Genomic DNA, 13,658 nt, shown 5'->3' with positions numbered 1-13,658 from the left:
CAATGAAACGTTCGGTGAAAATATTGTGGATCACAGTATTCAGTGGCATCGGGGCTTTTGTGCTTCTTTTGCTCCTGTTTAATTTCAGGATCATCGGCAGCATCCCGGCCCTGGAAGACCTTGAAAATCCGCAAGCCTCCCTCGCCTCTGAAGTGATTGCCGACGACGGCACCATTCTCGGTAAATACTACATGGTAGACCGTTCCAACAGTGATTACAAGGACATTTCTCCTAATGTGATCAATGCCCTCATTGCCACGGAAGACCGTCGCTTTTACGACCACTCCGGCATTGACCCGTGGGGCACGGCCGCCATCCCGTTTTACCTGGCCATCGGTAAGAAACGCGGATCCAGCACCATCACCCAGCAGCTGGCCCTGAACCTCCAGCTGGACCAATCCGGCAACACGCGCTCCAAGAGCATCTGGACCCGCTCTTTCCAGAAACTGCAGGAGTGGATCATGGCCGTGAAACTGGAACGCAACTTTACCAAGCAGGAGATCATCACCCTTTACCTGAACACCGTAGCTTTTGGCGATAACGTATATGGCATTGAGAACGGCGCCCGCACCTTTTTCAGCAAGGATGCCGCCCACCTCTCCGTGGCCGAAGCAGCTACCCTGGTGGGCATGCTGAAAGGCAATACCCTCTACAATCCCCGCCGCAACCCGGTGTCATCCCTCAACCGCCGCAACACGGTGATTGACAACATGGTAAAAGCCGGCTTCATTACCCCGGCCCAGGGCGACCAGGAAAAATCGGCCCCCATTGCCCTGCACTACAATAAAATTGATCACAACAACGGTATGGCCCCCTATTTCAGGGAAGTGCTGCGCGATGAGATCAAGGACTGGGCAAAGAATAACAAGAAGAACGATGGCAGCCCCTATAACATTTACCGCGACGGCCTGAAGATCTATACCACCATCAATCCCCGCATGCAGCTGTACGCGGAAGAAGCGGTGGCACAGCACCTGAAAGACCTGCAGAAGTCACTGTTTGCACAGGGCAATATCAAATCCGGTAAAGTGTGGGACAAACGGGGTAATGACCTGGACCGGTTCATGAAAGAATCTGACCGCTACAAGAACATGCCGGACGATGCCACGGATGAAGACATTAAAAAGTCTTTCAACACCCCCACCAAGATGAAGGTGTTTGCCTGGAGAAGCTCCACAGACCCCAGTCTGAACGAGATAGATACGGTGATGACGCCCATGGACTCCATCCGCCTTATGCGGGAGTACCTGCAAACGGGTTTCATGGCCATGGACCCCGAAAGCGGGGAAGTGAAAGCCTGGGTGGGCGGCCCGGATTTCCGCTACTTCAAGAACGATCACGTGAAGAATACCCGCCGCCAGGTGGGCTCCACGTTCAAACCGTTCCTGTACACCTTTGCTATCATGAACGGCATGTCGCCCAATACGATGCTGCCCAATGAGCCCATTACCATTGGCAACTGGACCCTGAACCATAACGCAGAAGGCGGCGTGGGCGGCAACATTACCATGGCCGGCGCACTGGCGCAATCACTCAACCTGGTGTCTGCTTACCTCATCAAACAGCTTACGCCCCAGGCAGTGGCAGACTTTGCGAACAACAAGATCGGCTTTGGTGGCAAAGTGCCTCCCTATCCTTCCATTGCGCTGGGTACACCGGAACTGTCGCTGTTTGAAATGCTGCAGGCCTACACTATGTTCCCCGGCCGCGGCGTGATCACGAAACCGATCTATATTACCCGCATTGAAGACCGTAACGGTAACATCCTGGAAACCTTTGCACCGGAAAAACGCGAGGTGATCAGCGAAACCGAAGCCTACACCATGGTGAAAATGATGGAAGGCGTGGTAGCTCCCGGCGGTACCGCCGCCCGCGCCCGTTTCCGCTATAACCTGAAAGGTGAAATGGCCGGCAAAACCGGTACCACCAACGATAATACCGATGGCTGGTTCCTGGGCTACACGCCCCAGTTGCTGGCAGGTGCCTGGGTAGGTTGCGAAAACAACTACATCCACTTTGCCACCACGGCCATGGGCCAGGGCGCCAATACCGGCCTGCCCATCTGGGCCTATTTCATGCAAAAGGTGTATGCAGATAAATCCCTGAAAATGGACGATGGTTCCACGTTCCCCATGCCCCCCGGCATGCATACGGACCTGAACCTGAACGTGGAAAGCAACGTGCCCGCTGATGCGGAAGGGAACGACCAGGGGAACGGCACCACCGAAGAATACCTGGACGTAAGTGGCTACGGGGAGGCTACCCAGCAGCCCGCGCCCAAACAGGAAGACAAAAAGCCGGAAGATAAAAAACCCGCCACGCCGCCCACCACGCCGGCTCCCAAGGCGGTAATGCCTGGAAAAAAAGACCAGTAAAACCGGCAAGCCACATATCATTCAAAAAAAGCGCACCATCCCCGGTGCGCTTTTTTTATGCCGGTCAGTAACCTCCGCAAGTCTCATCCATATGATAAACCAGCCACCGTGCGCTGCCACATAGCATATTAAATATTTGCGCCTCTTCAGGACACCGCCCGGAGTAATGATATTGTGGAACTAAGGGTGCATTCCATGAAGCTCCGGGAAGTGATGGAGGTGGATCATGTAACTTCTATAAACACAAAAAGGGAAGATCACGCATAATGATCTTCCCTTTTTGTGTTTATAACTATTTGTGTTGTGCAGTGGAGGGCTTATTTCCTTCCTTTCTGCATGTCTTGCTGTTTCTTTTGCATTTCTTCCAAACGCTCTGCCCACTTGGATTTGGAGGCAGGCTTCTTTTTATTTTCCTGGATCTGCGCGTGGATCTTAGCATGATCGATCACCAGGTTTTGCAGCACCCATTGCAGGATGATGCTGATGGTGTTTGACAGGAAATAGTAGAAGGTCAGCGCCGCGGCCAGCTTGTTAAAGATACCCAGCAGCATGATCGGGAATACGAAGGGCATGTACTTCATTACCGGGTTGCTCTGGTCGGCCATACCACGGTTGTAGAAGGCCAGTATAAGGCTGGTGGCGGTCATGAGCAGGGTAAAGAGGCTCACGTGGTTGCCGTAGAAAGGAATGTTGAAGCTGAAGTTCAGGATAGAGTCGTAAGTGCTCAGGTCCTTGGCCCACAGGAAGCTTTGCTGGCGCAGCTCAATAGACGATGGGAAGAAGCTGTACATGGCCACCAGGATGGGCAGCTGCAGCAAGGCGGGTAAGCAACCACCCAGGGGGCTTACGCCGGCACTTTTGAAGAGCTTCATCTGTTCCACACCAAAGGCTTGCTGGTCATCGCCAAAACGGGCACGCAACTCATCCAGCTCGGGTTTCAGCACCTTCATCTTGGCCTGGCTTACATAGCTCTGGTAAGTGAAGGGGGAAATGAGCAGGCGGATAAACACGGTAAGCAGGATAATGATCACCCCGTAGTTGTGGATAGATCCGCTGAGGAAGTTAAACACGGGGATGATGATCCACTTGTTCACGTATTTCACCCAGAAGAAGATACCGGAGCCCAGGGGAATGATGTTTTCCAGCCCTATATCAAAGGATTTGAGGGTTTTGTAGTGGTTAGGCCCATAATAGATCTCCATCGGGAACCGGAAATCGTGGGTATGGTTGTAAGGCAGCGCCAGGGTAGCATAGGAGATCCCCACAATGTTGCCGCTTTCCTGTACCTGCGGGTTAAAGTCACCGCCGGCAAAGTTGTTCTTGTCTTTCGCGATCAGGGACACGTTGAAGAACTGCTGCTTGAAGCTCACCCATTTCAGCGGCTTGTCCAGCTGCTCATGGCTGGTGCGGCTCAGGGTAAAATAATCGTGCTTACCACCTTCTGTTTCGTAGTGCACCTGGTTGTTGGCCCGCTCGTTCTGCATGTCCTGCTCCTGCTTGTTAGCCTGGGCATTCCACTGGAGGGTAAGGGTGTTGGTACCCGGGGCCAGCAGGTTTTCCAGTCCTACGGCGCGTACGGTATAATCCACCAGGTAGCTGTTGGGCTGCAGGGTGTAGATATACTCCAGGTACTGCCCGGGATTGGAGGTGGGCAGGTGGTAAATAAGGGTTTTTACGCCGTTTGCCTCGCTGAGGGTGGGGGTAAAATACAGGTCGGAAGTATTGAGGGTCTTGCCGGCTACCGGGAGCTGCAGGGCAATGCGGTTTGTAGAACCATCCTGCAGCATGAGGGGGCCACCATCATACGTTTTAAAGTTTTTCAGTTGCACAGTCTGGGCATCGCCCCCTTTGTTGGTAAAAGTGATCTTCACCACTTCGTTTTCCAGGACGGTGGTCTGCTCGGTACCGGCAGCCGCGGCGGCAAAGGAGCCGAACTGGCCGGCCAGGGCCGCAGAATCCAGGGTAATGCTAGTGCCGTGCGCGCTATCCTTCAGCGGGGTGGCGGCTTTGGGCATGTTGGCCAGCGCAATCGAATCTTTGCGCTGCTTTTCAAGTTTGGCAGCAGCTTCCTGGCGGCTGGTAATGCCCATGTAGGCAACCAGTAATACACCGATCAGCACAAAGCCGATGACCGAATTTCTATCCATGAAATGCAATTAAAATTTAGGCAGCAAAGGTAAGCATCTAATTACGATTTATACCCCGGATCCCCGGATTTTAGGCAAACACCAGGTTATTTTTCGGTGAAACCCGGCTGAACGCCGTATATTGCATTATAAATTTATACTATATAACTCCTACCAGATGAAACACCCCCTTACCATGATCGGGTATTGGCAGAGCGTCTACGAGACGGACTACCCCGACCCCGCCTGGTTTACCGATGCCAACTGGGACCCCAACATCCGCCAGCGGGTGATCCAGCACCTCCAGCAGGGCCGCCGCATGCCCTACACTTACATGGGCCAGGCCTTTTGCCGCTTCCACTGCGATGGGCCCCGGGCCGGCCGCCTGGGCAGCATGGAATTTACCGATGGGCGCTACGTATGGCCGGAAGGACTGGTCCATTACCTGGAAGCCCACCACCTGCGCCTGCCGGCGGATGTGGTAGACCATATGCTCCAGGGGACGGAAGATTGCTACGAGCCACTGCCCCATTCCTACGAGATTGACTATGAATGGTGGAAAACCCAGAAAGGCTGGAACCGCGAAGCCTCCACTTACAAAGGCGTAGACATCGGTTACGTAGTGATCACCGTGACCAACCAGACCTACCGCGCCCTGCAGGAAGCGGCGCTGCTGCATTTTCTTAGTAAGTCCGGCGGTATCCGGGGTAAGCTCAAGGCGGTAGAAACCATCATGAAGGGTGAAACCGTGGCTATCATGGGCCGCTTCCCCTACGTGCAGGATTTCATTGCAGAGAATACCCGCATCGGGCTGGAGATCCGCTTCCGCGAGATCCCTTACATGCAGTACCAGGAGCTGGAAACCCTGGGTGGCGACGAGCGCTCCGCGTGGATGCAGCAACAGCTGGAAAGGCAAGCCTGATCCGCGCCAGGCATTGGCCCCAGGCCTGCCCATTACCCCATAAAAAAACGACCACCCTTTGCAGGATGGCCGCCTTTGTATTTTTATAACTTTCCGCTTACTGGTGCTCTTCCACCAGTTGCTTGTTGCTCAGTTTATTTTCCGCGTACTGCTTGGCCGCTTTTACAAAGCTGACAAACAGCGGGGCGGGTGCTTCCACCGTGCTTTTCAGCTCGGGGTGGAACTGGCAGCCCACGAAGAAAGGATGGTTAGGCAGTTCTATCATTTCTACCAGGCCACTTTCAGGGTTCCTGCCGGAGAGCACCATACCTGCCTGTTCAAATTGCGCTGCAAAGTCGTTGTTGAATTCATAGCGGTGGCGGTGACGCTCACTGATGTGGGTGCTGCCGTAGATCTCTGCCGCCTTAGTACCGGGTACCAGGTCGCAGGCATAGGCGCCCAGGCGCATGGTACCGCCCTTGGAGGTGATCTTTTTCTGCTCTTCCATGAGGTTGATCACCGGGTACGGCGATTCCGTGTTCATTTCATAGCTGTGCGCATCTTTCAGGCCTACTACGTTGCGGGCGTATTCTACCACGCTCATTTGCATGCCCAGGCAGATGCCGAAGAAAGGCAGATTGTTCTCACGGGCATATTTAATAGCCGTGATCTTGCCCTCAATACCGCGGTGGCCAAAACCCGGTGCTACCAGGAGGCCATCCAGGTTCTTGAGTTTTTCGTACACATTTTCCGGGGTGATGTATTCGGAGTGGATATTTTCCACCACCACCTTGCATTCATTTACGGCACCGGCGTGTACAAAGCTTTCCAGGATGGATTTGTAGGCATCCTGCAGTTCCACGTATTTACCGATCAGGCCAATGGTGATCTTGGATTTCGGGTATTTCAGCTTGTCGAGGAACTCACGCCATTTCGCCAGCTCAGGGTCTTTGGTGATGGGCAGGTTCAGCTTTTTCATGCAGATGACGTCCAGCTTTTCGCGCAGCATTTCCAGGGGCACTTCATAGATGGTGCCCACGTCGTTGGCCTCAATTACGGAGTCCACGGTTACGTTACAGAACAGGGCGATCTTCTTTTTCAGGTCGGAGTACATGGGCTCCTCGGTGCGGCACACGATGATGTCCGGGTGTACGCCATACTCGCTGAGCAGGCGCACGGAATGCTGTGTGGGCTTGGTTTTCAGCTCCTTGGCAGCGCGCAGGTAAGGAATGAGGGTGAGGTGGATGACCAGGCATTCTTCTTCCCCCAGCTCCCATTGCAACTGGCGTACGGCCTCAATGTAGGGCAGGGACTCAATATCGCCCACGGTGCCACCCAGCTCGGTGATCACAATATCGTATTTGCTGTCTTTGCCCAGTAGTAAAATGCGGCGTTTGATCTCGTCGGTGATATGCGGGATCACCTGAACGGTTTTGCCCAGGTAGGCCCCTTCGCGTTCTTTATTGATAACGGTCTGGTAAATGCGGCCGGTGGTCACGTTGTTAGCCTGGGAAGTAGGTTTATTGAGGAAGCGCTCGTAGTGGCCCAGGTCCAGGTCGGTCTCGGCGCCGTCTTCAGTTACATAACATTCTCCGTGCTCATAAGGGTTCAGCGTACCCGGGTCCACGTTGATATAGGGGTCAAACTTCTGAATTGTCACACTGAAACCGCGGGCCTGCAGCAGTTTTGCCAGCGAAGCCGCAATAATTCCTTTACCCAAAGAGGATGTCACACCTCCCGTCACGAAGATATATTTTGCCATAATAAAAATGAAATTGAAAGCAAATCACAAAAGCTACCTGACCAATAGAAGAATGAAAGAAGTGCAGATTATGTTGTAGTACCTGTCAAGTATCACTTCCGAAGGTCATGCAAAACTACAGCAAAAAGTGCAAAAAATGAAAATCCGGTGGCAGGCTGGCCGCCGCCGTATCCCGAACTTTCCGCTACAACCCGCCATGGTGGGCGGTTTCATAAAACGTAAAGTGAACGCAAAAAAGTAGCGACCGCTATGGCGGCACCGCCGGTAAGTGTACCTGGTTTTATTATAAAATATGCAAAGCCGGCGCATGATTTTTAAAGATTACAGCATGCGGAGCCGGGAAAAAGGGCTTTTGGTTAATGCCAGCCCCTGGTTTTTAAACAAACGAATGATGCCGGCTGCCGTCCCTAACTTGCTTTTCCGTAATTTTGCGCCCGGAAAACAATCAATATGACGCTCACGCCTAAGAAGGCGCAGGACTCCCTCATCCAGATGACGGAGCTGGTGCTGCCCAACGATACGAATACTTTTGGCAACCTGATGGGGGGCCGCCTGATGTACTGGATGGACATTGCCTCTGCCCTGGCCGCCATGAAACACTGCGCAGCGCCCACGGTAACGGCTTCTGTGGATAATATCTCTTTTGAGAACCCCATTAAACTGGGCAACGTGGTGCATATTGAAGCCAAAGTGACCCGGGCCTTCAATACCTCCATGGAAGTGCACATGAAAGTGTGGGGGGAAGACCCCGTGCAGCAGTACCGCTACAAAAGCAACGAGGCTTTTATGACCTTTGTGGCCCTGGACCCCAACGGTAATTCCCGCCCCGTGCCGCCCGTGATCCCGGAAACGGAAGAAGAAAAAGTGCTTTATGATGGCGCCATGCGCCGCCGCCAGCTTCGCCTGGTGCTCAGCGGCCGTATGAAGCCCCACGATGCCACAGAACTGAAGGCGCTTTTTTACGAGCAGCTCTGACCTCACTGAATATATACGTGCGCCGGCAACGGGTGCATGTACAAAAAAAGCTGCACCGTGCTCACCACGATGCAGCTTTTCTGTTTATAAAATACGATCTATCGTTTTCGTCTGATGGGCAGCGCCTCCAGGTCTAAACCCAGCAGGGGAGCCACTCTCACAAGTATCTTGTCAAATTCCTTATCAAACCCGATGCATTCATCATACCAGCTTTGGTCAAAGAAGCTGGTATCCAGGGGTGCATCTTCCCCCGCCTCTTCTTCTTCCTCCTCGCCCCAGTGCAGGCTGCGTTCCATCTCCCCTGCCCAGAATTCCACGCGCTCTTCAAAGCTCATATAGGGATATACTTCTATCCGGAAACGTTGCAGCTCCCGGTAAGCCGCTTTACTCTTCTCCTGTAGCTGGCGTAATGCTTCCAGGTCTGCGTCACTCAAAATTTTATCTGCCATGGTTTGAAAAATTGTACAATGTACAATGTACTACGTACAACGTACTTGTTTTTACAAATATATTCGCAGCAGGCATACGTTGTACGCTGTACATTGTACGCCGTACGGATTTACTCCTCCCCCTCCCACTCTTTATAAAACCGCTCCAGGTACTGCTCCATGAACTGGTGGCGGGCATTGGCCAGCACCTTGCCGGCGGCCGTGTTCATGCGATCTTTGAGGAGCAGCAGCTTTTCATAAAAATGATTGATGGTAGGCGCCGTGCTGCTGCGGTATTGGGCAGTATCCATGTCCAGGTCTGGCTGGATGGCCGGGTCGTAGAGGGCGCGCCCCTTGAAGCCGCCGTAATTGAAGGCCCGTGCTATACCAATGGCCCCGATGGCATCCAGGCGGTCTGCATCCTGTACCACGTCCAGTTCTTTGGAGTTGAATTTGCGTGCGGCCTTGCCGCCCTTGAAAGACACATTTTCTATGATGGCCACCACGTGGTAGATCACTTCCTCGGATACGTTTTGTGCCAGCAGGAAATCACGGGCCTTTGCGGGACCAATGGTGTCATCGTTATTGTGAAATTTGGCATCGGCAATATCGTGCAGCAGGGCTGCCAGCGATACCACGAAGGCATCTGCTTTCTCTGCCCCGGCAATGTGCAGGGCCTGTTTCCATACCCGGTAAATGTGCCACCAGTCGTGCCCACCCTCTGCCTGCGCCAGTTCCTGCTTCACGTAGGCTACCGTGTTATCAATGATCTGTTGTTCGGCGTTCGTCATGGTCCGTGAATTAAACTATAAAATTAAAACCTTTTCTCTACACTGGTATTGGCATTACCAGGCCCATGCCCTATTTATTTCAGGCGGGCCGTCCCCAATAAAAAATGCCCGCCGCGGGGAAACCGGGACGGGCATTTTTAAAAAGTTATTGGTTGAAAGGTTGGTGTAAATGCAAAAACCGGAGAGATCAGTGTTTGTGCGTTTCTTCTTCTACCAGCACATCCGTCAGGGCGTTCAGCTTGGCCACTTTGGCGGCAAAATCGCCGGAAAGGCGGTTGCGGATCAGGTGCAGTTTTTCCAGCACGGCATCCAGTGAATCCGGCAGGCATTCCTGCAGTACCTGTTTCAGGCGCTTGGCAATGGTGGGCGATTTACCGTTTGTGGAAATAGCGATTTTGAGGTTGCCTTTCTGGACGACGGAACCCAGGTAAAAGTCGCAGAGGTCGGGCGTGTCCGCCACATTGATGAGCACCTTGCAGGAGCGGGCCTTTTCCCAGATGGTCACATTCAGATCATGATCATTGGTAGCGGCTATCACCAGGTCTTTACCAAAAAGATCCCCGCAGGAAAAGGGCTTTTGCACCATTTCCACGTGGGGGTAGTCCTTTACAAGGGCCGTGAGCTCCGGGCGGAATTCAGTGGCCACGATGGTAAGACTGGCGGTAGGACAATTACTCAACAAAGCGCTTACCTTTTCGTGCCCCACATGGCCCCCGCCTACCACGAGCACGTTGAGGCGGTCTACTTTGAAAAAAACGGGAAACAAATGATTATCACTCATCACAAGGTATTTAGAGTTTGTTGCAACGCTGCTACACTAATGTATTAATTTAAAGGGTCATATACAAGTTTTACCGGTTATTCCTGTAAGATCTGCCAGCATTAAAGGGAAATAGCCGATTTATACCGCCATTTTGATCTCTTTTACCACCTGTTGAAAAGCCTCGTGAAATCGTACCACCTCCCCGACCACGATGATGGCAGGGTTGCGCAGGTCCTGTTTCAGGGCAATATCCCTGAGGTCGGAGACATTACCCACGCCTATTTTCTGGTGGGGCAGGGAGCCGTCCTGGATGATGGCCGCCGGTGTATCACCTTTGCCCTGGGCCTGGTAAGCAGCCGCAATCTCTTCCAGCTTGCTCATGCCCATCAGCACCACCACCGTGGTATTAGAACGGATGGCATGGTCCAGGTCGCGCGACATTTCCCCGCGCTGGGTAGTACCGGTGATCACCCAGAAGCCTTCACTTACATTACGGGCGGTTACCGGTATTTTATTGATGCCGGGTACGGCAATAGCAGAGGTGATACCAGGGATCACTTCCACGGCAATGTCAAACTGCTGGGCAAATGCCAGTTCTTCCTGTCCGCGCCCAAACACGAACGCATCGCCACCCTTGAGGCGAACCACGCTGCCGTAAGTGAGTGCGTACTTCACGATCATCCGGTTGATCTCGTCCTGTGTATACACGTACATCCCTGCACGCTTGCCCACAAAACGTTTCAGACAGTTGGCCGGTGCATGCTCCAGCAATTCGTTGTTAGACAGCGCATCGTATAAGATCACGCGGGCCTGCTGGATGGCTTTGAATCCCTTTACAGTAATGAGCTCCGGGTCACCGGGACCGGCTCCTACCAGGGTGAGTTTAGGTTGAATGTTCTGCATACGTCCGGCTTTAAAATGTCAGTTAAAAAAAGAATTTCCAAAAAACAATTTCCAACATCACGCAATTCCAAACTTTCAGATTTCAATTTCCAGGCCTAAGCCATTTTTTATTGAAATTGGAAATTGTTCTTTGGAAATTTCCGCGGTCCATAATGGCTTTTATTTCAGGACTGCCGGCGCTCCCGCATTCGCTTCGCGGAAGGCCTGGGCCTGTTTATAAAACGCCTGGGCCTGTTGATAATATTGTTTGGCAAAAGCCTCGGAGGGCTCGTGCGTATTGATCTGCAATACCTGGTCTTTAAATTCGGCAGCGTCAAAACGGCCGGTAGCTACCAGGTGTTTTTCAAAATCGTTAATGATGCCGATCTGCGTGTTGCAGGCTACGCCTTCGCCCAGGAGAAGGGCTTTGGCAGATTGTACAAACACAGCGTAAGCGTGGTAAATGCCGTCAGCATATTGTTTATTGCCAATGGCTTCCATACCCAGTTCCAGCTTTTCTTCCACTTCATACAGCAGGGTGGCCACCAGGTCTATCACCACGCCAGCGCACTCGCCCACGCCAATGGCGGTGGCATAGTTTTCTGCCTGGCCCCAGTCTACAAAGTCCTCGTCTGTCAGGGCCTGCAGGTCTGCCAGGGGTTTCAGCAGTTCGTAGAAATATTTTTCTGTTCTGCGGTCGTAGTAATCGTTGAATTTCTCATCGGCAGCGGCGTTGTTGCTATAATCATCCAGCAGGGCGCGCAGTACATCAGGCCCACGTTTGCTGGGCACTTTGATCACCTTGTCGGCTACACGGCCTTCACCGTTGCCCAGGATACCGCCGCCCAGGAGCACCTGGAGGGCCGGCAGCACTTTACCGCTGCTTTTCAGGGAAGAGCCATGGAAGCCAATGCTGGCAATGCCATGCTGGCCGCAGCTGTTCATGCACCCGGAGATCTTGATCTTAATGTCTTTGTTGAACACCAGTTCCGGGTATTCTTCTTCGATCACCTGTTCCAGGGCCGCGGCAATGCCGGTGCTGCTGGAAATAGCCAGGTTACAGGTATCCGTACCCGGGCAGGCGGTAATGTCAGACACGCTGTCAAAACCAGGGGTGGCATAGCCTACTTCTTCCAGCACGCTGTACACGTAAGGTAAGTTAGCCGGGAGGATATATTTCAGCAGCAGGCCCTGGTTGGCAGTTACGCGCACATCGTCCGCGATCACGCCATGCAGCTTACCGATCAGGAGACGGGATTCATCAGAGGAGATGTTGCCCAGGGGCACTTTTACGTAAGCAGCCAGGTAGGCGGCCTGCTTCTGCTGGAATACGTTGCTGCGTTTCCAGGCTTCGTACTTCACCGGGTCCTTGATGCTGTAAGCAGCGCCGGGCATGCCTTTGGGGGCTTCCGTTTCCGGCCAGGCGGCCGTGTCTACCGGGTAGCGCTTGGATTTCAGGGCCAGGTGCTCTTCATGTACCAGGCGTACAAATTCTTCCATCCCGATCTTCTGGATGAGGAATTTCATACGGGCTTTATGGCGGCTGGAGCGTTCACCATAGCGGTCAAACACACGCAGTACGTTCTCGATGTAAGGGATGAGCAGGTCAGCTTCCAGGAATTCAAAAGCTACCTTGGCCAGGTAGGGCTGTGCGCCCAGGCCACCGCCCACCATTACTTTAAAGCCACGGGTAGGCACGCCATTCACGTCCTGGATCTTGGGGATCACGCCCAGGTCGTGCATGAACGTCCAGGCGGTATCCGCATCAGAAGAAGAAAAAGCGATCTTGAATTTACGGCCCATGTCCTGGCACACAGGGTTGCGCAGGAAGTAGCGGAATGCCGCGTCAGCGTAAGGAGTTACGTCAAACGGCTCTTCCGGGTCAATCCCGGCCTTATCAGAGGCGGTGATATTGCGTACCGTGTTGCCACAGGCCTCACGGATGGTGATATCGTCCTGGTCCAGTTTAGACCACAGTTCCGGGGTACGGTCCAGGCTTACAAAGTGGATCTGTACGTCCTGGCGGGTGGTCAGGTGGAGGTTGCCGGTAGAAAATTCGTCCGATACGTTGGCAATGCGTTTCCACTGCGCCAGGGTCATTTTACCATAAGGCAGTTTAATGCGTACCATCTGCACGCCCTGCTGGCGCTGGCCATATACGCCGCGTGCCAGGCGGAGGCTGCGGAACTTCTCGTCAGCGATCTTGCCTTCGCGGTATAAGCGTATTTTTTTCTCCAACTCGATGATGTCGCGTTCTACAACCGGGTTTTCGAGTTCGGTTCTGAAACTTTGCATGATAAACGATTTCGGTGGTAAATTTTAGTTCGGTTTGATTTGACCTAGTAAGCCTCTATTTCCCATCTATTTAGTAGACTAATACAAATGTAAGGAACCGGGGGTACAATCCAAAAGAAAGTTGATCAAAAAAAGGCCCCTGTTTTTGCAAATCCGCGAAGCAGCCGGGATGGGGGGAGCCCCGGGATGGAGCCCGGTTCTCCCGGGGCCTTTACCACGGCGGCTTACAGCCGGTTTCCGGGCAATGCCTGGCCGGGGCCTGCCCTACATTCAATTTGGTTATGGTATATAACCTGGGGTTATACCGTCCTCGCCCGGTTGCCGGAACTTGCTAAAATGACAAAACGCGGAAAAACTTCA

General features: G+C 53.1%; 10 protein-coding genes. 3 read left to right on the top strand and 7 right to left on the bottom strand.

What is annotated here, in order from left to right:
• Nucleotides 1-2: 2 nt before the first annotated feature.
• Entirely contained in the window at nt 3-2,375 is a 2,373-nt protein-coding gene (locus DCC81_RS08705; RefSeq protein ID WP_108686150.1) for a penicillin-binding protein 1A, read from the top strand.
• A 317-nt stretch (nt 2,376-2,692) separates the two neighbouring features.
• Here the strand turns inward: DCC81_RS08705 and yidC are convergent, their stop codons facing one another.
• A complete protein-coding gene (gene yidC / locus DCC81_RS08700; RefSeq protein ID WP_108686149.1) occupies nt 2,693-4,522 on the bottom strand; it encodes a membrane protein insertase YidC in 1,830 nt (609 codons plus the stop codon).
• Between the two features lie 157 nt (nt 4,523-4,679).
• On the opposite strand from yidC, the gene DCC81_RS08695 reads away from it, so the two are divergent.
• Complete coding sequence (locus tag DCC81_RS08695) at nt 4,680-5,423, top strand: hypothetical protein (RefSeq protein ID WP_108686148.1); 744 nt, start codon at nt 4,680-4,682, stop codon at nt 5,421-5,423.
• 97 nt (nt 5,424-5,520) lie between these two features.
• On the opposite strand, the gene DCC81_RS08690 is transcribed toward DCC81_RS08695, so the two are convergent.
• Nucleotides 5,521-7,164, bottom strand: a complete 1,644-nt coding sequence (locus tag DCC81_RS08690; RefSeq protein WP_108686147.1) for a CTP synthase — start codon at nt 7,162-7,164, stop codon at nt 5,521-5,523.
• Between the two features lie 450 nt (nt 7,165-7,614).
• On the opposite strand from DCC81_RS08690, the gene DCC81_RS08685 reads away from it, so the two are divergent.
• Nucleotides 7,615-8,139 (top strand): acyl-CoA thioesterase, encoded by a 525-nt coding sequence (locus tag DCC81_RS08685; protein WP_108686146.1) that lies wholly within the window; start codon nt 7,615-7,617, stop codon nt 8,137-8,139.
• A gap of 98 nt (nt 8,140-8,237) precedes the next feature.
• On the opposite strand, the gene DCC81_RS08680 is transcribed toward DCC81_RS08685, so the two are convergent.
• The 5 genes from DCC81_RS08680 to DCC81_RS08660 all read right to left on the bottom strand — a co-directional run bounded on the left by DCC81_RS08680 (nt 8,238) and on the right by DCC81_RS08660 (nt 13,298).
• Nucleotides 8,238-8,588, bottom strand: a complete 351-nt coding sequence (locus DCC81_RS08680; RefSeq protein WP_108686145.1) for a hypothetical protein — start codon at nt 8,586-8,588, stop codon at nt 8,238-8,240.
• Between the two features lie 110 nt (nt 8,589-8,698).
• Nucleotides 8,699-9,358 (bottom strand): HD domain-containing protein, encoded by a 660-nt coding sequence (locus DCC81_RS08675; protein WP_108686144.1) that lies wholly within the window; start codon nt 9,356-9,358, stop codon nt 8,699-8,701.
• Nucleotides 9,359-9,545: 187 nt separating this feature from the next.
• Nucleotides 9,546-10,139, bottom strand: coding sequence for a precorrin-2 dehydrogenase/sirohydrochlorin ferrochelatase family protein (locus DCC81_RS08670; RefSeq protein WP_108686143.1), 594 nt, complete (start codon nt 10,137-10,139; stop codon nt 9,546-9,548).
• 120 nt (nt 10,140-10,259) lie between these two features.
• Nucleotides 10,260-11,024: a uroporphyrinogen-III C-methyltransferase gene (gene cobA / locus DCC81_RS08665; RefSeq protein ID WP_108686142.1), complete on the bottom strand. Its 765-nt coding sequence runs from the start codon at nt 11,022-11,024 to the stop codon at nt 10,260-10,262.
• Nucleotides 11,025-11,183: 159 nt separating this feature from the next.
• On the bottom strand, nt 11,184-13,298 hold the full coding sequence (locus DCC81_RS08660) for a nitrite/sulfite reductase (RefSeq protein WP_108686141.1): 2,115 nt from the start codon (nt 13,296-13,298) through the stop codon (nt 11,184-11,186).
• Nucleotides 13,299-13,658: the final 360 nt, after the last annotated feature.

It is taken from the genome of Chitinophaga parva, from assembly GCF_003071345.1.
Classification (GTDB): domain Bacteria; phylum Bacteroidota; class Bacteroidia; order Chitinophagales; family Chitinophagaceae; genus Chitinophaga; species Chitinophaga parva.
Note: the sequence above shows the minus strand (reverse complement) of the source record. Positions and strands in the feature narration are given on the sequence as shown.